The organism is Gardnerella sialicivorans subsp. sialicivorans, from assembly GCF_056746795.1.
This window is the reverse complement of the sequence record NZ_JBWPXA010000003.1, coordinates 1-20304: the sequence shown is the minus strand read 5'-3', so window position 1 is coordinate 20304 and position 20304 is coordinate 1. Positions and strand designations below refer to the sequence as shown.

Sequence of the window (20304 nt, the reverse complement as noted above, 5' to 3'; positions counted from 1 at the left end):
CAACTTGCCTAATGTTACACCGTTTTGACGACTTTGGAAAATCCTAAAGCAAAGTTTTACAAAAACACATGCAAAACATGCGCAAAACCATACGTTAAACACATACAAAATACATGCAAAACAGCTTATATTTTGCAAAGTTTACATTGGGAATTGCTTATAGAATCTTTCAACAGATTGCTTTGATCCAGTTAACTCAAACACAGCTGTGTCGTTTTGCCAAATGGCACTAGCTTTAGCTTTATTGCCCGACTCAGTCTTTAACACATAGCTGCCAGTGGTTTTTCCAGAAACTTGAATTTTTCCAGAAGCAACATCTACCCCACTTAATCCATCTAGCAAAAGCTCATATTGCTTATTCGCTAAGTCGCGACTGCTCCATTGAGCAACAACAAGCGAAACATCACTTCCAGATTCTCCAGTTGAATACTTAACTGTGTATTCTTCTAAAGGAGAAGCCGAAGACCATTTTGCGCTAGCAGAAGCATCAACACGAGCAAAATCAAGAACAGTATCTGGCATAGCTTTTAACAGAGCAGTAGAAGTGCTAGGCAAATCTTTAGCCTTAATAGATGGCGTTTTTGCAGAAGGCACATGCGTTTTAGCAGATTGTGCATTTTGCTGGTGATTTAACGCCCAACCTGGCCAAACAAACGCGGAAACAATTGCCAAAACAACAACTATTAATGCAACAATAAGCACTTTTCGTAAATTGTTATGAGACGCAGAAAATCCTTGCGAAGAAGTAGAAGAATTATTTGTATAAGAATTCATTTTTTACCCCACATAACACTGTTAAACATACTTGGATTATCTCACAAAAGTATGACGGCAAAATGTCTATAAATGCAGCTAGCGTCAAATCATGGCTGCAAAATCTTCTACTTATTACTTGTGCTCCGAATGTGGTTGGAGTGGGTCAAAATGGTACGGCCGCTGCCCAGAATGCGGCGAATGGGGTACACTAAGCGAGTTTAGCGAGCCAAAGTTGCAAAGTGGCGTTTCTAAAGCTTTAAGATCGTCTAGAAATTCAAGAAGCGCAAAAACAAACGCGATTGCCGCGTTAAACATCGATTCCAGTGTAGACGCACAGCCGATTAGCAGCATTCAGGCAGATAATGGAATTAGAATACACACAGGATTTAGCGAATTTGACCGCGTTTTAGGAGGCGGACTTGTTCCAGGGTCCGTAACGCTTATAGCAGGCGAGCCAGGAATCGGAAAGTCTACTCTGCTTTTAGAAACCGCTGGAAAAGTAGCTAAAAATGGCGGCGAATCCACTCAAAGCAACGAGTCTGCAACAAATTTAGTTTTATACATTTCTGGCGAAGAATCAAAGTCGCAAGTAAAATTGCGCGCGTCACGCATAAACGCTATAAGTCAAAATCTTCTTCTTGCTTCTACAACAGACTTAAACACAGCTTTAGCACTAATCGAAAAGTATAAGCCAACACTTGCAATTGTTGATTCGGCACAAACTATTGTTTCTAGCGATGTTGATGGCATTACAGGAGGCTCCACTCAAGTTAGAGAAGTAGCTAGCGCGCTTATTGACGTTGCTAAAACTTGTAATATTCCAGTGCTTTTAGTTGGTCACGTTACAAAAGACGGCTCGATTGCAGGTCCGCGCACGCTTGAACATCTTGTAGACACAGTTTGCCAATTTGAAGGAGATAGTCAAACGGCATTGCGCATGCTTCGCGCTGTTAAAAATCGTTTTGGACCTACAGACGAAGTTGGCTGCTTCGATATGAGCGGATGTGGAATTGAAGAAGTCCCCGACCCTTCTGGCCTGTTTTTGTCTTCTAACGAGGATTGCAAAAACGAAGGCACATGCGTAACGCTTACTTTAGAGGGCAATCGAAGCCTTGCTATTGAGGTTCAAGCGCTTGTTACAGACTCTGTTCTGCCTGCTCCTCGGCGTGCAGTTTCGGGAGTAGATGCAAATAGAATCGCTATGCTTACAGCAGTTTTATATAGGCATGGCGGATTGAATCTTCTTGCTAAAGACATTTACGTTTCTACGATTGCTGGCGCTAAAGCAAAAGAGCCTTCTTGCGACTTAGCAATAGTGGCATCTCTTGCAAGCGCTGCAAAAAATAAGCCAGTTTTGCCTTTTACGTGCGCAATTGGCGAGATTAGCTTGACTGGTCAAGTTCGATCGGCTTCTAGAATGGAAACTAGACTTAAAGAAGCTGCAAGAATTGGCTATAAACGTGCGATTGTTTGCCATTTGCAAAAAAAGATTCACGTTGCAGGAATTGATGTAGTTGAAGTAAATAATCTTAAAGAAGCGTTGAAAGCGCTGGGATTGTAGGAGATTAATGGAGATTAATATGGTTGACTTTAGCAAATGGGCTGCTTTTACATCGCAAAAAACTAATCGCTCGCTTGCAGGTTCGCGAGTGTTTATTGAAGATGAAAATAATGAAAGTGACAGCAGCAACAATAACAACAATAACAATGCACAAAAATTCTTGCAAAACGCTCAATCTTGGGGAATAATTCCAGTAAATTCTAAGGAAGACGCTGATTTTTGCGTAAAAATATGTGCAAAAAACCTAGAGACCACTGTAGACGCGCCTAATTTAAGCGGAAAAGATGCCATTGACTACGCGCAAAACCACATGCCAGTAATGCGCACGCTACTTAACAATTTACAAGAAAACGGTCTTAATTTAGAAGGCGTTAGAATAGCTGTTTGCCTTGTGCTAGAGCCAAAAACAGCCGTGCTACTAAGGGAGCTACACGCACACGGAGCGATTGTTGGCGTTTTTTGCGGCCCAGACGAAACCGACCAGAGAGTGGCAGATCAACTTAAAAAAGAGGGAATTTTAGTGCAAGCAAACCGCGATTGGTCTCCTGAGCAAACGCACGAAGGCGCTCTAAAACTTCTAGACGAAATACAGCCAAACATAATAATCGACGATGGCGCAAGTTTTGCGCGCCTAGCAAGCCTAGAACGCCCACAAATCGCAGCAAATCTAATAGGCGTCGCAGAAGAAACAACAAGTGGAGTGCGCGCTTTTGAAGCAATGCAAAAAGCTGGGCACTTGCACTACCCCGTAATCGCAGTAAATAATAGCGCTCTAAAAACTGATTTTGACAATCGTCATGGAACTGGCGAAACATGCGTTACAACAATGCAACAAATTCTTGGAAGCGAATGCTTTGAAAACGCTAAAGTAACTGTTGTTGGATATGGACCAGTTGGCCGCGGATTTGCATTAAGAATACGCGCATTGGGTGCAAAAGTTACGATTTGCGATACAAATCCTGTTCAATCCTTACGCGCAGTTTTCGATGGATTTGAAGCTAAAAATCTTGAATGCGCTATTAAAGAAAGCAATATGATTGTTTCTGCAACAGGCGTTAGGCACACGATTACATTGCAAAATATGCAAAACATGCAAGAAAACGCAATTTTGGCTGTTATTGGTGGAATTGCAAACGAGATTGCACTAGACGAAATCCCTGATTTTAAGCCAATTATTGGAACAGCACAAAGAAAAATCCAAGTTCCACTAGGTCCGCAAATCACGCTAATAAGCGAAGGAGACGGCACAAATTACACTACAGGCGGCGGAAATCCTATTGAGATTATGGACTTTAGTTTTGCTGTTCAAGTGAGCGCGGTTGCGTATTTGCTAGAGCACAATGGCAATAAAGACGGCAATAGTAATAAAAATAACGAAAATCGACTTGATTCTAGAATCTACCAATTGTCAGAAAGCTCCGATAATCAAATAGCAAGAATCGCACTAGCAAAACGCGGATATAGCGCAAGCGAAGCCAATAAAAACAACGGCTACAAGTGGGATTTAACGCGATTTGCGGAAGAAGCAAATAGTTAGCATAAATCAATTAACCAAATCATAATAAATCTAAGCAATAATAGAATAAATAAAGCAAAAGTAGTACAACATAATTCCTTAAGGAACACAATGCTTACAGACCCAATACGCAAACTTGCACACCCAACACCCCTTAGCGAAGTCACACTATACAGTGCATCAATGGTTATTCCAGTAACGGGGCCAATAATCCCCGAAGGTGCTGTTGCTGTATCTAACGGACGCGTTGTGCACGTTGGAACACGTCAATGGGTTCTTAATATTCTAAAAGACGAGATGCCAAGTGATTCTTATATTCAAATGTTTAGAAATGAGAAACATTGGCACGGTCTTATGACACCAGGTCTTATCAATGCGCACACGCATTTGCAATACACAAATATGGCAAGCGTAGGACGAGGAGAATATAGAAATTTCCACGATTGGGAGCAAGGATTTAACGTTGTTTACGACAAGTTGCAAGAAGATAAACAAAAAAATCCATCGCTAACAACTTGGAAGACTTCTGCATACGAAGGCGCAAGAATGATGGTGGAAGCTGGCACTAGTGCAGCTGCCGATATTGTAACCGATATTGAAGCGGTTGGAGCGCTTGCAAGCCAGGGAATGCACGGAATTGCCTATTGGGAGGTAATGGGCTGGAAAAACGTTGATTGGAAGGAAGAAGGCTACGCTAAGCTGCTAGAAATGCTTGGGCAAATGATGAACAACGGCAGCATACCGAGTATAGGTATTAGCCCACATGCGCCTTATAGCCTAGAAACAGAGCCGTTTGTGGATTTGCCAGACATTGCAAGGCAGCTAAACATGCGCTTGCACATACACTTGGCTGAAACGCCAATGGAAGCAGGAAATCACGCAGATACGCTAACTACGTATTCTGCGCCAGATTGGAATAGCAATGTTTGGGAAAGCTATAGCGAACTTAAATCGCACGGAATGACGGCATCTGCAATTCAGTTTTTGGATCAGCTTGGGTCTTTGGGGCCAGACGTTCATATTGCGCACGGCGTTTGGGCGGATGGCGAAGACCGCAGGATTTTGCGCCAACGCGGAGTTGGAGTGGCACTTTGCCCAAGATCCAATCGCATTACTGTTACAGAGAGAGATGCGCCAATTCGCGACTACATGGAAGAAGGAAACTTGCTTGCGATTGGTACGGATTCCCTATCTTCTTCCCCATCTTTAGACGTTTTAGACGATGCTGCAAAAATCTACGACCTAGCAACAGCACAGGGCTATAGAAAAGATGATTTAACACATCGAATTATTCGCATGCTTACTTTAGGCGGCGCAAGCGTTATGGGCTTGCACGTAGGACCGCACAGAATTGGACAAATTAATGCTGGTGCAACAGCAGACCTGGCGTTCTTTAACATTCCAACAGACACAAGCTCGCCGCAAGGAGTTGAAGAGACTTTGCACAATTTTGTTCGTCACGGCGCAGGAAGCGCAAAAGCAACTGTAATATCTGGAAATCTTGTGTACAATAATGGCGCTTTTGCGCAATAAGTCTTACGCAAAATAAGTCAACATAAAAACAGAAAATATCAGGAGATATTATGAGCGTTAAATTAGAAGATATGAGCGATTACGCGAAAAATCTTGTTAAAGAATTGCACTTAGAAGCGCACCCAGAAGGCGGATGGTACGCTCGCGATTGGCAACATCGCAACTATATAGCTCAAATAACAGCACAGACGCGAGCGCAAACGCAACTAATACACAAGTTGACGAAAACTCCGCAGCCAGCGCTCCAAGGCCACTAGCATCGCTTATTTATTTTCTTTTACCAGCTGGCGATTCAAGCGCGTGGCATAAAGTTGATGCAGACGAGATTTGGCTTTGGCATGGGCCTGCAAATCTTACGATCGAACTTGGCGGATGCGGCCAAAATCCTTGTGCAGAGGCCGATTTGCAACGTTTTACTTTGGGAAACACTAAAGATGGCAACAGCCTACTTACGCGCGGTCATCTTGTGATTCCTGCTGGAACATGGCAGCGAACTGTGCCTAGCAACGCAGATGTATTGGTGTCTTGCGTTGTAAGCCCTGGCTTTACTTTTAGCGGATTTAATTTAGCGTCTAAAAACTAGTATGCTACTTTGAAGGCGTAAGCTATTTAACAAGCGCGTTCAAAACGCTCAAAGTCAAGCTTCCAGCACGATTTGCAGCAAGAACTAAATCGTCTTTATGCTCATCAAGCGATTCATAAGATTCTCCGCAACGATTACTCATTGCGCGAATCGCAAGGAACTGCACGCTATTTTTAGCTGCAATATGCGCTACTGCAGCACCTTCCATCTCTTCGCAATCGCCAAAAACCTCTTCGCGAACTGCATCTAGAACCTTTGAGTCTGTGTTGAATTGGTCGCTTGTTGCTATGTTTCCGCAAACGTATGCAACGCCGTTTGAACTTGTATCAGACGTAATATTTGCATTAGACGCGCTTTGCTTAGATTCCGCGGAAAAATCGCAAGCATCCGAAGACGATTCTTGCAAAGACTTTTCAAGCCTAAAGCCTAATAACTTTGCTTGATTTGCCGCTAAAGCGCATAACTTTGAGTCCGATTCAAAAACTTCTTTGTATGGAGCACAATCTGCAATAATTTGCGTATTTGTTTCTAAATAGTGAAGATTCTTGCCTATAACAATGTCTCCAACATTAAGACGCGGATTTAATGCTCCTGCGATTCCGCTAAAAATCAATACTTGTGGCTTAGCTTCGATTATAAGCGCCTGAGCTGCTGCAGCTGCAGCACACTTTCCCATTCCAGCAATGCATATTGTAAGAACTGCTTTATTGCATTTGTTATTAGACGCGATTTTACCTTGAATAAAAGTAACTCCGTAATCTTGCCAAGACTTATATTCGCCACTAAAAGCTTGCAAAATAGGTTGAGCCTCTTTTTGAAGTGCCACTATAACCGCGAGATTTGAAAGATTGCTAAAATCGCCAGAATTACCGATTGAAAATTCCTTTTGCATAGTCTCCCCTAAAATAAGTTCGATAAATCTAATCTAATAAAATCTAACAAAATCAAATATAGTCAAACATAATCAAATACAACCAAATACAGTCAAATACTTATGACTCTAAAATCGTAAATACACGCCAAAACAACACAACACACCGCAACACACCGATTGTAACAGCCACTTAACATTTACAAAATTGAACATAAGTAGAGCAAATTTACGCTATTAAATCAACAAAATATAGCACGTTATAAACAATCGCGATAACAATTCTGTAACAATTAAGCCTTAAATACGCCTATCGTCTTATAAACTATCAAATGTACGGCCGCAAAACCTACTTAAATCGCTTAAAAAACGAATAAGCGAAAAATTTTAAGGTTTTAGCAAAAACAAGGAGAAAAAATGGCTATTTTCGTACATAACAACTTGCACACTAACCGCGTAGCAATCGCAGCTACAAAAATCGCTGCAGCAGCATTAGCAGTGGCTGCAATGGTTAGCACAGCGGCATGCGGAAGCCAAAACGCACAAGATCCAAACCAAAAGACGATCACTCCAGGCGTTTTGACAATCGGCACAGCTCAGCCAACTTACACACCTTGGATGTACGATAACAAGCCAGAAAACGGTAAGGGATACGAATCCGCAGTAGCATACGCTGTTGCAAAGAAACTTGGATATAGCAAAGACAAGGTTAAGTGGGTTCGTACAACCTTTGACTCCGCAGTAACTCCAGGTCCAAAGGACTTTGACTTTAACCTTCAGCAGTTCTCTATTACCGAAGAACGCAAGAAGGCAGTAGACTTTTCGCCAAGCTACTACAATGCAACTCAAGGAGTTGTTGTTAAAAAAGACAGCAAGTTTGCTAACGCAAAGACTTTAGCAGATCTTAAAACCGCGCAGATTGGCGCAATGGTTGGAACAACAAGCTACAGCTTTGCTAAAGACAAGATTAAGAGCGATATTCAAACCTTTAACGATAACGACGCATTGGTTCAGGCTCTTGACTCTAAGCAAATTGACGCACTTGTTATAGATACTCCATCTTCTGTGAACATTGTTCGCAGTAAGCAAGTTAAGGATGGTGTTGTTCTTGGACAGATTGCAGGATCGGAAGATAAGGAAGGAACTGGCCTTGTGCTTCCAAAAGGCTCTAAGCTTACTGCAGACGTTACTAAGGCTGTAAACGCGCTAGAAAAAGATGGCACTTTGAAGAAGCTCCAAGAAAAGTGGCTTGCAGAGTACACAACTGATGTGCCAGTTCTTAAGTAAATTGATCTAAATTAAATCAAACAAAATAGATTAAAAATAGATCAAAATAAATAAAAATCGTACCAACGTCATTACCAATACGCATTATTGTAAGCAATTTGTAACCCAATCGTCACATAAAAGTGCTTACAATAGTGCGTATCATTCATTATGTCGAAAGGCTCAGGCTACCGCCAATGACAGTACTTAACGGCAGTACAACAGATTCTGCAAGCAACGAATCAAATAAGTCACTCACTAATGCGTCGTCACTATCTAGCGCTAATACGGCATTAGATGAAGGAACGTGCGCTTTAAGCAATATCGAGCTTGAGCGCAGAGCAATACGCAAAAAACAGAATCTTAAATCTGTTTTAACAAGCATAATAAGCACTTTAGTATTGCTTGGCGTGTGCATTGCGGCGCTTGCAATGAGTCCTGGTTGGCCAAGAGTGCGCGAAACTTTCTTCTCTGGCAAATACTTTATGCTATCTTTGCCATCCGTTTTGCAAGGCTTAATGCTTAACTTGCAAGTGCTTGTGTTTGCTGTTATTGGAGTAGCAATACTTGGAACATTAATCGCAGTTATTCGCACAAGCGTAAGCCCAATGCTTTTCCCTTTGCGCGCTATAGCGCAATTCTACACAACTATTATGCGCGGCATACCAATGCTTGTTGTGCTTTACTTAATCGGCTTTGGCATACCAGGATTGCAGCTTTTTGGGCGAATTCCTCCGGCAATACTTGGCACAATCGCCATTATTATGAGTTACTCTGCATACGTTGGAGAGGTATTGCGCGCAGGATTTGAAGACGTGCATCCATCTATGCGAGCATCTGCAAGGTCACTTGGCTTAACATCTGGTCAAACTGTGCGATTAGTGGTAATTCCTCTTGGCTTAAGAAAAGTGGCTCCTGCATTAATGAACGACTTTATATCTATGCAAAAAGATGCAGGACTTATATCGGTTTTGGGTGCTGTAGACGCAGTTCGAGCCGCTCAAATATCTGTAGCAACTTCTTATAACTTCACTCCATACGTTGTAGCAAGCGTTGTGTTTATAGCGCTAAGCATTCCGTTTATTGTTCTAAACGATTGGTATACAGCAAGACTTCGCAAGCGCGAGCTAAACGGAGGAACTGTGTGATGAGTAACGTAACAAATCAAAAGGTAAATCAACAAATGAGTGATTACACGAACACAAGCAATCAAACAAATGCAAGCGACAATACGGATTCAACTCCAGTTTTGCGCTTAAGCAATATTCGCAAGTCGTATAACTCAACGCCTGTTCTTAAAGGCATTTCTTTTGATATTGCGCCTCACGAAGTGGTGGCTCTTTTAGGGCCTTCTGGAAGCGGCAAATCTACTCTTATGAAGTGCATTAATTTGCTTGAGAGAGTAGACGACGGCCAAGTTTGGCTTGGAAACACAGATATTACGGATCCGCGCATAAATCAAGATCAAATTAGATCTCAAATCGGAGTTGTGTTCCAGCAATTCAATCTTTTTACGCATATGAGTGTTTTAGATAACGTAACTCTTGCTGCGCGAAAAGTTCATCATTGGAGCAAAGATCGCGCAGAAAGCCGCGCAATGGAGCTTCTGTCTAGGATTAAGCTAGAAAATAAAGCAAAGTCCTACCCAGATCAGCTTTCGGGCGGGCAGCAGCAGCGAGTGGCGATTGCGCGCGCGCTTATGACAAGCCCACAACTTTTGCTTTTAGACGAGATTACTTCTGCTCTAGACCCAATGCTTGTTGGCGAAGTTCTAGACATGGTTGCGGAACTAAAGCAGCAAGGAACAACCATTTTAATGGCCACTCACGAGATGCATTTTGCGCACGAAGCGGCCGACAGAGTAGTTTTGCTTAGAAATGGCGTCGTTGCAGAAAATGGCACGCCGTACGAGGTTATGGATGCTTGCAGCGACCCAGAAACGCAAAACTTCTTTAAATCATTCCGACACTAGCGCGCGCGTTTGCTCAACGTCTTTGCTAATAGCGTCTTTAAGCTGCTCTTGCGAGTCAAATGCTTGCTGCGGGCGCAAGAATCGCGCAAACTCAATGCAAACTCTGTGACCGTATAAGTCTTGAATCTTGTCTGTTAATGCATATGCTTCAACAGTTCGATTAGACGTATTAGATGCATTAGAAGAATCAGACGGATTATATGCATTAGACGATTGCTCTTCTAGAGTATCGTCGTAAGCATCCGCGCGATTTGCTGCGTCATCTTCAAAAGTAGGATTAGTGCCAACTGAAATTGCAGCAGCCCAACGCCAAGGTGAATGCGAACCAAGATGAAGCTCATCTTTACGCAAAACACCTACGCTAGGAATGTTTCTGCTAGAAGAAGCGCCATTTTGCTCGTCTGCATCTAAATCAATAATCCAGCCAGCATATACGCCATCAACAGGAATATATCCGTCAATTCGCTCCCCAAGATTTACAGTTGGGAACCCAATTTGATGACCGCGACCAGCTCCGTGAATAACAGTGCCTTCTACTCTATGCGGCTGTCCAAGAATATCTCCAGCATCTCGAACCCTGCCATTTGCAAGCATCCATCGCACATTTGTAGAGCTCCAAGCACGAACCTTTTTATTCGGCATGCCCTTGCTCCAAGCGCGATATTCCGCCTTATTCATGCCACTTGCAGGATCTTTTGGCTCTCCGCCTTCTAAAGGAACCTCTGGAACAATCGGATCTGGAACGCGAACGTCTCCTGGCCCAAAATCATCTACAACAACAAGATTAAAAACGCCTGTAGCTTGCGCAAGCTCTTTAATAGCATGAACGTTTCCAGCTCTTTTAGCGCCCAAAGCTGCATCCGAGCCTAAAACAAGCGCGCGCATGCCTAGCTTTCCAACCAGCTGCCCAAGGAAGAATCTGTACGATTTTGCTGCAAAAGCAAGGCTATATCGAACAATAATAACGTGATCAACATCTAACTGTTGCAAAACTCTAAGACGCTGACGAACGCTTGTTAGCGCTTGCGAATCTACTGGAATTTGCGCGTCATCGCCAAAATCGTCGAATAAATCTGGATTTTCGTGCACAACGCTTGGACGAGGGTCAAACATTATAACAACCGAAAACGCGTTGTTTTTGCGCGCAATCTCTACTGTTCGCTCAATAACTTTACGATGCCCAAGATGCATTCCGTCAAATACGCCTATTGTAACAACTGACTTACGTTGAGCGCTCAACGTTGGCCAACTAATCATACCGTTGGCATCTGGTCGAATGTCGATGACCTTCATTATATCCTTACTGTTCGCAAGAGCTGCAAATATTGGTATCGCTTTATTTTAGACGCCACTTTGCCGCAACCCCATTTTCACACTAACACCTATTTTACCAGCAAACTAGCTTTGTACAAATACTACAATTGGTTTAGCTTCTATTTGATTTGTATTTTTTCCGATTTTTTCGTTTGTTGTTGTAATTTTGGCTTTAGATATAGAAACCGTTCTGCTTAAATCTGCGGTTGCTTGCGATTTTTCAGCGGTTTCCAGAACTGCTACAACATCGTTTTGCTCATCTTTTGTGGCTTTTACGTATGCAATCGCGTTTTTTGCGCTAATCGTAGGAATTGTGATTTTTCTGCCAAATCGCAAGTCTTTAGCTTGATTTTCGCTTACTTCTACTGTTTGCATTGTTAATTTTGCAGATTCAAACATGCTTAGCAAGTGTTGATTAAGAGTGTTTTCTAAAGGCGATGAAGCTGGCAAAGCAGCTCGCGAATCGCCAGCAGTACGAGAATCGCATGAACCTCGCGATTCATATGAGCCTTGCGAATAGTATGAATCGTCTAAAACAGCCTTCGCACGAGTTTGAGTCACGCCATTTTTGCTTGTAAATGTGCGAATAACACTTTTAAGCTTAAGCACGCGACTATCTTCTATAGAAAAATCGCCAATACGCGTTCTTCTAAGGCTCACTAAGTGGCCTCCAACTCCAAGAACACGCCCCAAATCGCGAGCTAGAGCGCGAATATATGTGCCACTAGAGCAAGAAACGCTTGCGCGCACGTCAATAACCTTTGCGCCGCTTACGCCCACACTAAAATGCGCATCCAGCAAAGAAAAATCGTAAATAAAAACTTCTCTAGGCTCTAAATGAACATCTTTACCTTCACGCGCTAAGTCGTAAGCGCGAATGCCATTTACTTTTATAGCAGAAAAAGATGTTGGCGTTTGCATAATCGAGCCAGTAAAATTCTTTTCGATCACAACGCGCAATTCTTTAAGAATTTCATCAATATTTGCGTTATTTGAAGAGCTTAGAATAGTATTTTCGCTCTTAGCGCTTGCAATAATATTTCCATCCGCGTCGTCTGTATTAGTTGACTCGCCAAGACGAATCACAGCTTCGTACGTTTTATTGTGACCAAGCAAATAGTTGAGCAAGCGCGTGGCGTTACCAAATCCAAGAATCAGCAAGCCTGTTGCCATTGGGTCAAGAGTGCCAGCATGACCCACTCGTTTAGTGTGCAACAGGCCGCGTGCAAAAGATACAACATCGTGACTGGTAACGCCTTTTGGTTTATCTACTAGCAAAATTCCAGAAGATGGTAATTCAGGACTACTCATTGCCCTCTCTAAAGTCGCTAGTTACATCGCTATCGAAGTCGCCATAATCCGCAGAATCTCCCGAATCCGCAAAGTCATCCTCTTCAAAGTCGCTGTCTTCGTCAAAATCCTCGTCGTCAAAATCCTCATCTTCACGAGGCTTTTTATACGGATCCGCTTCCCCAGCATATTGCGCTGTTTCTCGCGCTTTAGCTAGCTCCTCGTCACGCTTGCGAGCCGCAACCAAAATGTCTTCAATCTCGTGAGCTTCGCTAGGAACTTCATCGTAAACAAATTGGATTTGAGGCGTTAATCGCAAGCCTGCTTTAGCTCCAACTAAAGTGCGCAAACGACCCTTAGCCTGTTGCAAAGCCTGGTTTGCGCGCATACGCTCGCCCTGCTCTTTTCCAGCAGTACCAAGCTGCGTCCAATACACTTTAGCTATTTGCAAATCGTTAGTAACTCTCACTTCTGTAATCGTTACGTTAGCAAGTCGCTTATCGTGCAAATGCGATTCCATATTGGACGCAATCACTCTGTGAATCAAAGCCGCAATTCGCGCGGCTCTAGGGTTTGTTCCAGCCATATTATTTGCGCTCGATCTGCTTCATTTCAAAGGTTTCGATTACGTCGCCAAGCTCAATGTCGTTAAAGCTTCCAAGGTTAATGCCTGCCTCGTAGCCTTCGCTAACGGATTGCACGTCATCCTTAAACCTACGCAAAGTGGAGATTTCAAGATCGTTAACAGTTGCAACACCGTTACGCAAAATACGGCACTTGGTTCCGCGCTTAACCTCACCATCTTGAACCATAACACCAGCAATATTGCCAAACTTGGACGAGCGGAAGATTTCGCGAATCTCGGAATGAGATGTAACAACCTCTTCGAACTCTGGCTTAAGCATACCCTTCAAAGCAGCTTCAATATCTTCGATTGCTTTGTAAATAACCGAGTAGTACTTAACTTCCACGCCTTCGCGATCTGCCAAGTCTGCAACCTGGCGATTTGGACGCACGTTGAAGCCAATAATAACGGCCTTATCAACAGTTGCAAGGTTCACATCGTTTTGAGTAATCGCGCCAACGCCGCGGTGAATAACCTGAATTCCAACTTCGTCGGAAACCTCAATCTTCATTAAGGAGTCTTCCAAAGCTTCAACGGAGCCAGAAGAATCACCCTTAATAACAATGTTGAGCATATCCACTTCGGACTTAGCAAACTGTTCCTTAAGGCTTTCAAGAGACACAACCTTACGACGCTTTGCAAGCTGAGCCGCACGCTCTGTAGCCTGACGCTTTTCGGCAATTTGGCGAGCAGAACGATCGTCGGAAGTAACCAAGAACAAGTCGCCTGCAGTTGGAACAGAAGTCAAACCAAGCACCTGAACCGGCGTGGAAGGACCTGCCTCTTGCAAGTGGTTGCCATTTTCGTCGAGCATTGCGCGAACGCGACCATAAGACGTGCCTGCAACAATGGAATCTCCGACTTTAAGCGTACCTTGCTGAACAAGAACGGTTGCAACAGCACCGCGACCCTTATCCAAACGAGCTTCAACAGTTGCGCCACGAGCGTCCATGTTTGGATTCGCCTTAGGATCAAGCTCCGCATCTGTAGTCAAAAGAACAGCCTCAAGAAGCTTATCTACGTTGGTTCCCTGCTTTGCGGAAATATTCACAAACATGGTGTCGCCGCCGTATTCTTCTGGAACAAGACCGTACTCTGTAAGCTGACCGCGAACCTTATCTGGGTTTGCTCCAGCAACATCAATCTTGTTTACTGCAACAACAATAGGCACGTGAGCAGCCTGCGCGTGGTTAATTGCTTCAACAGTTTGAGGCATAACGCCGTCGTCTGCTGCAACAACAAGAATTGCAACGTCTGTAAGCTCCGCACCACGAGCACGCATAGCTGTAAACGCTTCGTGGCCTGGGGTATCCAAGAACGTAATCTTGCGCTTGTCGCCGTCTAAGGTGACTGTAACTTGGTAAGCACCGATGCGCTGCGTAATGCCGCCAGCTTCGCGCGCTACAACATTCGACTTACGGATTGTATCGAGCAAGCGAGTTTTACCGTGATCAACGTGGCCCATAACAGTAACAACTGGAGGACGAGTTACAAGATTATCGTCTTCTTGAAGCTCTTCTTCGTCTAAGTCAATATCGAACTGCTGAAGAAGCTCTTTATCTTCTTCTTCTGCAGAAACAAGACTAATATTCCAGCCGATTTCTTCGCCAAGAATCTGGAATGTTGTTTCATCCAAAGACTGCGTAGCTGTTGCCATCTCTCCAAGATGGAACAAAACAGTAACCAAAGCTGCTGGATTTACATCAATCTTTTCTGCCAAATCCGAAAGCGTTGCGCCTTGACGAAGGCGAATCGTAGCGCCGTTACCCGAAGGAATACGCACGCCGCCAATAACTGGTGCTTTAAGTTCTTCGTATTCTCTGCGCTTTGCAAGACGATTCTTACGAGCTTTAGAAGACTTTCCACCTTGGCGACCAAATGCACCTGCGGCTCCTGCGCGACCACGACCACCCCTGGATGGGCCTGCGTTTGGAGCACCTGCAGCCGCTGCTTGGAAGCTTGCAGCTTGATTTGCGTTAAAGCGCGACTCTGCCGATGGGCGCGTTCCTGCGCCGCCATTGCCGCCGCCTGAACGATGCGAGCCTTGCCATTGGGAACGATTTGCTCCGTTGCCGCCATTGCCGCCGCCTTGACGGTTTCCGCCGCGACCACCGCGACCGCGACCACCGCCGTTGCCGCCATTGCCATTACCAGACCCTGGCTTTGAGCCACGAGCATTCTCTGCAGCCGTGCCTGGTCGCGACATTGGATGTGGGCGTGGAATGTCTCCAGGTGTAGGCGCGCGCATACCCTGCTTTCGACTAAACGGATTGTTTCCTGGTCGAGGAGCGGACCCAGAACTAGAACCTTGATGTGGTCTAGGACGTGGAGGCATTTGCGAAGAACGCTCTTGCTTGGAAGATTTAGATTCTACACCACCGCGCTTTTCCGCGCCGCGCTTTGAATCGCCAGACTTAGAAGAATTATTAGGCTTTGCGTTTCCAGCCGAAGGCTTAGGAGTTGCATTGTTAGCAGCATGCGCATTAGAAGTCTTAGATTCGTGATTTTCATGCACTTTTTGCGCAGAATTCTGCTTTGCAAAAGACTTTTGTTCTGGCTTTTGATTAGCCTTCTTTTCTGCATTTTGACCATGAGATTCTGGCTTGCTATTAGACGCAGAATCCGCAGATTTATTAGAAGCATGATCAACATTCTTAGACGCAGAAGGCTTCGATTCGCTCTTTGCAGCAGAATCCGCAGGCACAAATTCCGTCTTTAGACGACGCACTACAGGAGCTTCAACAGTTGAAGAAGCGGACTTTACGAATTCGCCCATACTCTTCAAACGTTCCAATACGGTTTTACTATCTACACCAAATTCTTTGGCCAGTTCGTATACGCGCTTTTTTACCACTCAGTGTTCTCCTCAGTCTGTGGCAGCGTAAAACGAACGCAACCACTTTATATTGTTATAAGATTCTTACTCTTATGCTTTTTATTTAGATATCTCATAATGCGATATCTCATCGTGTAACCATGATTTCAACCATGATTTTGTACCTCGTTCCCTAGGCAAAAAGCTGCTAATAAGCCCAGATTGCAGCTTTCAGCTTACTCGAAACGTTGGATTCTCGGGAGTGTCGCAAGTTTGCTAAATGCTAGCAAAAATCTTATTCCGCCGAATTAGAATCAGCGTTCATTGCTTCTTGCTTTTTAGCATGCTCTTCCGCAGACTCAATTCCAATCTTCCAACCAGTCAACTTTGCTGCAAGTCGCGCATTCTGACCCTCCTTGCCAATGGCAAGAGAAAGCTGAGAATCGTGAATAAAAGCAACAGCAGTCTGACTTTTCTCACTAACAACATGAACTTCTGTTACTACTGCTGGAGACAATGCAGCGGAAACAAACTGTGCTGGATCTTGCGACCAATCAACAATATCGATTTTTTCTTGACCAAGATTTTCCAATACAGCACGAACGCGCGAACCACCAGGGCCAATCAAAGCACCCTTTGGATTAACACCATCGGTATTAGCACGAACAGCAATCTTAGTGCGCGCGCCAGCTTCTCGAGCAATAGCCATAATCGAAACAGCTCCCGAAACAAGTTCTGGAACTTCTCGCTCAAAAAGTCTGCGAACAAGATCTGGGTGAGATCTAGAAACAACTATCTCTGGTCCGCGCAAGCCGCGAGCAACGTTTACAACATAAACGCGAATACGCTCACCGTGGCGATATCTTTCGCCAGGAACTTGCTCTCTTCTAGGCAAAATGGCTTCAACATCTCCAACAGCAACGTGAATATTAGAAGGATCTTTAGAATCCTGTTGCACAATACCGTTAATAAGCTTTCCTTTTTGACCAGAAAAAGCTCCAAATACGCGGTCATCTTCCACTTTGCGGAAAAGCTGCGTAATAACTTGGCGAGCTGTTGCTGCAGCAAGACGTCCAAAATCTCTAGGCGTATCGTCATACTCTTCGCCCAAAGTAAATGCTGGGTGAGGATTATCTTCTGTAGGAACACCTGGAATCTCATCTCGTGCCCATACAGTAAAGCAACCAGCACGCTCATCTAGCTCAACTCGAGCATGCCTTGCTGGGTGGGAAGTCTTCATGTATGCAAGACGCAAAGCCTCGGCGAGTGCCTCGTCCAGCTCGTCGGCATTAATCCCCTGCTGAGCCGCAAGCTGATGCATTCCCGCCAAATCCAATTCCATCGTGCATGTCCTCCTGTAATTCATTTATAAATTTTCACTTATAAAATTAACTTATTCTTCTTTTATACGTTTTACGCATAACAAAACGCTAAAATCTAATTTTAACAAGTATGTAAAGCGCAAAATTTTATGACTATGATTAAAAATGTTAAGCATAAAATGTTAGACACAAAGCAAGCCAACATTGGTCACAGTCACAGACTATTTTAGTAGATTATGCAGACACGTTTTGTTTTGTTCTAAAGCCTTGCAAGGCGTGCAAAATATTATCAAACACGTAGCAAAAGGTGTTCTAATGCGCAAGAAAAAGTTTGTTTTAGTATTTGCATCGCTTATTGCTGTATTAATGGCTTTTAGCGCTTGCTCGGGATCAAAGCAATTTAATAACGTTAATAACGCTGCGACTAGCTCATCTAAAAGCAATAATGCGTGCTACCAGGTTTTACAAAGCGCAAAGCGCAATCAAAAAATCGTAGATAAAAAAGAAGCAAACGTAACTAGAAACAACTTGCAAAATGCTGCGAATTCTTGGAAAAACGTTGCGGTACAATGCAACGCACGATTTGCTCAAGGCGTTGTTTTTAGCGCGCAAAACACATGGAGATTGGCTAATCTAAGTCAAGGCAACGAAAGCGGAGCGGCAAACGCCTCTAAAATCGCAAATCAAATGGAATCAAGCGTTTACAAAAAATTGTATGACTTTGCAAATAGTACTAGTAACTTGTATTGGAATCACGACCCACTTGCAAAAGCGGCATTAGAACAAGACAAACTAGCTTTTATGTTACAAACTTTAGCTGCAAAAGATGTTGATAACGTTTCGTTAAGACAAAGCGATATTACAGCTACGATTGCTAACACACTTATGCACTTTGCTTCAAGCGGAAGCGACTTGCGACAAAAAGTATACGAAATACCGCAAAAGAATCTGGATTCTGGCGTTGCAAAAGACGAAGCTAGCGCAAAAGACTTGCCAATAGTTGCAATAGCGTATATGGATTGCGCGCGCGGAGAACTAGACGCGCTAAATCAAGCCATTTTCCCTACAAACAAAGACGGTAGCGTAAACCATAGCGCGCTTTCTAGCAACACAAATCAGGAATTTATGGAGATTCTTGCAAACATTACTATTTCGCATATTATGAGTGCGTACGCTTATGGATATCCTAGCGATTCTTCCATGATTTTTGAGCAATAGCACACTGCGATTTTGCGCTTAGACCGCGCGAACGATTCCCCTTACTCGGTATTGCGCGAGGTTTGAGTATTTCTCTCCTCGCAAGTGACGCGCTCCTTTACGGGGGTCTTATGAACGTTAATATTCCAAGGCCTCAGTATGGCGCTATTTATTGCTCGTATAGAAATACATCAAACCTTCTGAATATCTAGGACTTTTGCGTGGTTTTTATCACCGAGATTCTCGATTTTTCTTCTTCATTCGATGAATCACCACCTTCGGCGCTGAGGTTCATCTCATTCAGTGCGAAAAATCTCGAATCTCTACCTCACTTAATGTAACCCATGCAGCCTTGTAGTGTGTTTGTATCAAAAAACACCGAAATTCAGTACAAACACACTACAGTTCTGCGTGTTTATGTAGTGCAATTGTATAACGACACGCCGTAAATCCAGTACAATCGCACTACAAAGCAGGTCATCGTTCGCGCGGTCTAAGCGAAAAGGCAGGTCATGTCGTTCGCGCGGATTAGCCGCGCTCACGTCTTCGCCGCACGTAAAGTCCACTAGACTTTACGTTTTAGCGGCTCAGCGCGCCAAATTGCCTTCGCGCGCTACGCTCTTTAGCGCTCAGGCAGGTTGGCGCGGGGGAAAAGAAAAAGGCTTGTTAGAAAACCTAACAAGCCTTTAATACTAAAAACAGAATCCCGTCCCTAGCGGAAAACCATCTCTAGCAACAAGCATTAAGCACTTACAAGCAGAATAAAGAACCTACACGGTAAGAAAAGGAAATTTCGGCAAACCAAGCAAACTCTAAACCCCGCGTGCAAGCTGCAGCACAAAACACGCGCCGCCGCCTAACGCAAGCCTATTTCAAGCGCGCACTCACACACTTAGCATAAGTGCGCGCGCATTGCTTAGTGACGAGCCTTGCGAACAGCAGCACCCATGCCAGCGAGCATGGTGGCAGCCAAAGCGGTCAAAGTTACGCCAACACCAGTACCAGTGTGGGTGTTACCGCGCTTGTCCTTGCCGTTCTTGTTCTCAACCTCAGTCTTACCCTGCTTGCCCTGCTGGTCTTGCTTACCCTGCTGACCCTGCTTGGTAGCGCCAGTATTACCCTGCTGAATCGTTGCAGATGGAACAATATTCAAAGCATTCTTAACAGCCTCATTATCAGCCAAAGCTTCCTCAACTCCAGCCACAGTATCAGCAGTATTAACAGCTGTCTCATCCAATGCAGTTAAAGCGTTAACAGCCTTAGCATAATTACCAGTCAACAACTCCATAAAGTTTTTGTAAGCATCCTTGAAAGCAGCACTCTTCTTCTCCTGCACCTTCTCAGCCTTCTTCAAATCAGCATCAGCTTTATTTAGGGCATCCTTCAAAGAGTTTACATTCTTCTTATCTTTATTCTGAGCCAAATTACGCTTCGCATCATCAACACTATTCTTCGCAGACTGAACAGCCTGAGCAGCATTATTAAGATCAGTAGCAGCCGTAATAAGAGCAGTCTTCTTCTTATTCAACTCAGCCTTCTGCTTAGTAAACTCAGCCTTAGCATCCGCTAACTTAAGAGCATGAATCTTATCATCTGTAGACTCAGAATCCTTCTTAGGATCCGCAGGAGTCTGATCCTTCTTAGGATCCGCAGGAGTCTGATCCTTCTTAGGATCCGCAGGAG

At 44.0% G+C, this 20304-nt stretch carries 15 protein-coding genes and 2 pseudogenes; 9 read left to right on the top strand and 8 right to left on the bottom strand.

The annotated features are described in order from the left end of the window. Positions 1–141: 141 nt before the first annotated feature. Entirely contained in the window at positions 142–774 is a 633-nt protein-coding gene (locus tag AC1EKB_RS02380) for a hypothetical protein (protein ID WP_004131724.1), read from the bottom strand. A 91-nt stretch (positions 775–865) separates the two neighbouring features. On the opposite strand from AC1EKB_RS02380, the gene radA reads away from it, so the two are divergent. From radA to AC1EKB_RS02355, 5 genes and pseudogenes are all read left to right on the top strand, one after another. Beyond that, complete coding sequence (radA, locus tag AC1EKB_RS02375; RefSeq protein WP_481248747.1) at positions 866–2317, top strand: DNA repair protein RadA; 1452 nt, start codon at positions 866–868, stop codon at positions 2315–2317. Positions 2318–2336: 19 nt separating this feature from the next. Next, positions 2337–3854 (top strand): adenosylhomocysteinase, encoded by a 1518-nt coding sequence (locus AC1EKB_RS02370; protein ID WP_481248848.1) that lies wholly within the window; start codon positions 2337–2339, stop codon positions 3852–3854. Between the two features lie 90 nt (positions 3855–3944). Further along, positions 3945–5366 (top strand): amidohydrolase family protein, encoded by a 1422-nt coding sequence (locus tag AC1EKB_RS02365; RefSeq protein WP_481248746.1) that lies wholly within the window; start codon positions 3945–3947, stop codon positions 5364–5366. A gap of 50 nt (positions 5367–5416) precedes the next feature. Further along, a pseudogene (locus tag AC1EKB_RS02360) lies at positions 5417–5533 on the top strand (hypothetical protein); the annotation flags it as partial. Continuing rightward, positions 5500–5949, top strand: a complete 450-nt coding sequence (locus AC1EKB_RS02355) for a cupin domain-containing protein (RefSeq protein WP_481248745.1) — start codon at positions 5500–5502, stop codon at positions 5947–5949. The pseudogene AC1EKB_RS02360 and the gene AC1EKB_RS02355, both read left to right, overlap by 34 nt. 22 nt (positions 5950–5971) lie before the next feature. On the opposite strand, the gene AC1EKB_RS02350 is transcribed toward AC1EKB_RS02355, so the two are convergent. After that, complete coding sequence (locus AC1EKB_RS02350; RefSeq protein WP_481248744.1) at positions 5972–6841, bottom strand: 5'-methylthioadenosine/S-adenosylhomocysteine nucleosidase family protein; 870 nt, start codon at positions 6839–6841, stop codon at positions 5972–5974. A gap of 396 nt (positions 6842–7237) precedes the next feature. Here AC1EKB_RS02350 and AC1EKB_RS02345 point away from each other — a divergent pair, with 396 nt between their 5' ends. The 3 genes from AC1EKB_RS02345 (at position 7238) to AC1EKB_RS02335 (ending at position 10058) form a co-directional block, all read left to right on the top strand. Then, complete coding sequence (locus AC1EKB_RS02345; protein WP_415694573.1) at positions 7238–8107, top strand: ABC transporter substrate-binding protein; 870 nt, start codon at positions 7238–7240, stop codon at positions 8105–8107. A 176-nt stretch (positions 8108–8283) separates the two neighbouring features. Further along, entirely contained in the window at positions 8284–9234 is a 951-nt protein-coding gene (locus AC1EKB_RS02340; RefSeq protein WP_481248743.1) for an amino acid ABC transporter permease, read from the top strand. Continuing rightward, positions 9234–10058, top strand: a complete 825-nt coding sequence (locus AC1EKB_RS02335) for an amino acid ABC transporter ATP-binding protein (protein ID WP_004133426.1) — start codon at positions 9234–9236, stop codon at positions 10056–10058. The genes AC1EKB_RS02340 and AC1EKB_RS02335 overlap by 1 nt, the downstream gene beginning before the upstream one ends. On the opposite strand, the gene ribF is transcribed toward AC1EKB_RS02335, so the two are convergent. The 5 genes from ribF to nusA form a co-directional block, all read right to left on the bottom strand. Continuing rightward, positions 10044–11351 (bottom strand): bifunctional riboflavin kinase/FMN adenylyltransferase, encoded by a 1308-nt coding sequence (ribF, locus tag AC1EKB_RS02330; protein ID WP_415694571.1) that lies wholly within the window; start codon positions 11349–11351, stop codon positions 10044–10046. The genes AC1EKB_RS02335 and ribF overlap by 15 nt on opposite strands. Before the next feature lie 105 nt (positions 11352–11456). Beyond that, on the bottom strand, positions 11457–12683 hold the full coding sequence (gene truB / locus AC1EKB_RS02325) for a tRNA pseudouridine(55) synthase TruB (protein WP_481248742.1): 1227 nt from the start codon (positions 12681–12683) through the stop codon (positions 11457–11459). Further along, on the bottom strand, positions 12676–13248 hold the full coding sequence (gene rbfA, locus AC1EKB_RS02320; RefSeq protein ID WP_481248741.1) for a 30S ribosome-binding factor RbfA: 573 nt from the start codon (positions 13246–13248) through the stop codon (positions 12676–12678). Before rbfA ends, truB begins: the two co-directional genes overlap by 8 nt. 1 nt (position 13249) lies before the next feature. Next, positions 13250–16141, bottom strand: a complete 2892-nt coding sequence (gene infB, locus AC1EKB_RS02315) for a translation initiation factor IF-2 (protein WP_415694568.1) — start codon at positions 16139–16141, stop codon at positions 13250–13252. Between the two features lie 256 nt (positions 16142–16397). Further along, positions 16398–17444 carry a transcription termination factor NusA gene (gene nusA / locus AC1EKB_RS02310; RefSeq protein ID WP_004131711.1) on the bottom strand — a complete coding sequence of 349 codons (1047 nt, stop codon included), beginning with the start codon at positions 17442–17444 and terminating at the stop codon, positions 16398–16400. A 295-nt stretch (positions 17445–17739) separates the two neighbouring features. Here nusA and AC1EKB_RS02305 point away from each other — a divergent pair, with 295 nt between their 5' ends. Further along, positions 17740–18642, top strand: coding sequence for a hypothetical protein (locus AC1EKB_RS02305; protein WP_481248740.1), 903 nt, complete (start codon positions 17740–17742; stop codon positions 18640–18642). Between the two features lie 895 nt (positions 18643–19537). On the opposite strand, the pseudogene AC1EKB_RS02300 reads toward AC1EKB_RS02305, so the two are convergent. Next, a pseudogene (locus AC1EKB_RS02300) lies at positions 19538–20304 on the bottom strand (hypothetical protein); the annotation flags it as partial.

Bases quoted from the DNA above. Each gene is read 5' to 3' on its own strand.
- AC1EKB_RS02380 (WP_004131724.1), bottom strand. From the start codon at position 774: ATGAATTCTTATACAAATAATTCTTCTACTTCTTCGCAAGGATTTTCT.
- radA (WP_481248747.1), top strand. From the start codon at position 866: ATGGCTGCAAAATCTTCTACTTATTACTTGTGCTCCGAATGTGGTTGG.
- AC1EKB_RS02370 (WP_481248848.1), top strand. From the start codon at position 2,337: ATGGTTGACTTTAGCAAATGGGCTGCTTTTACATCGCAAAAAACTAAT.
- AC1EKB_RS02365 (WP_481248746.1), top strand. From the start codon at position 3,945: ATGCTTACAGACCCAATACGCAAACTTGCACACCCAACACCCCTTAGC.
- AC1EKB_RS02355 (WP_481248745.1), top strand. From the start codon at position 5,500: ATGGTACGCTCGCGATTGGCAACATCGCAACTATATAGCTCAAATAAC.
- AC1EKB_RS02350 (WP_481248744.1), bottom strand. From the start codon at position 6,841: ATGCAAAAGGAATTTTCAATCGGTAATTCTGGCGATTTTAGCAATCTT.
- AC1EKB_RS02345 (WP_415694573.1), top strand. From the start codon at position 7,238: ATGGCTATTTTCGTACATAACAACTTGCACACTAACCGCGTAGCAATC.
- AC1EKB_RS02340 (WP_481248743.1), top strand. From the start codon at position 8,284: ATGACAGTACTTAACGGCAGTACAACAGATTCTGCAAGCAACGAATCA.
- AC1EKB_RS02335 (WP_004133426.1), top strand. From the start codon at position 9,234: ATGAGTAACGTAACAAATCAAAAGGTAAATCAACAAATGAGTGATTAC.
- ribF (WP_415694571.1), bottom strand. From the start codon at position 11,351: ATGAAGGTCATCGACATTCGACCAGATGCCAACGGTATGATTAGTTGG.
- truB (WP_481248742.1), bottom strand. From the start codon at position 12,683: ATGAGTAGTCCTGAATTACCATCTTCTGGAATTTTGCTAGTAGATAAA.
- rbfA (WP_481248741.1), bottom strand. From the start codon at position 13,248: ATGGCTGGAACAAACCCTAGAGCCGCGCGAATTGCGGCTTTGATTCAC.
- nusA (WP_004131711.1), bottom strand. From the start codon at position 17,444: ATGGAATTGGATTTGGCGGGAATGCATCAGCTTGCGGCTCAGCAGGGG.
- AC1EKB_RS02305 (WP_481248740.1), top strand. From the start codon at position 17,740: ATGCGCAAGAAAAAGTTTGTTTTAGTATTTGCATCGCTTATTGCTGTA.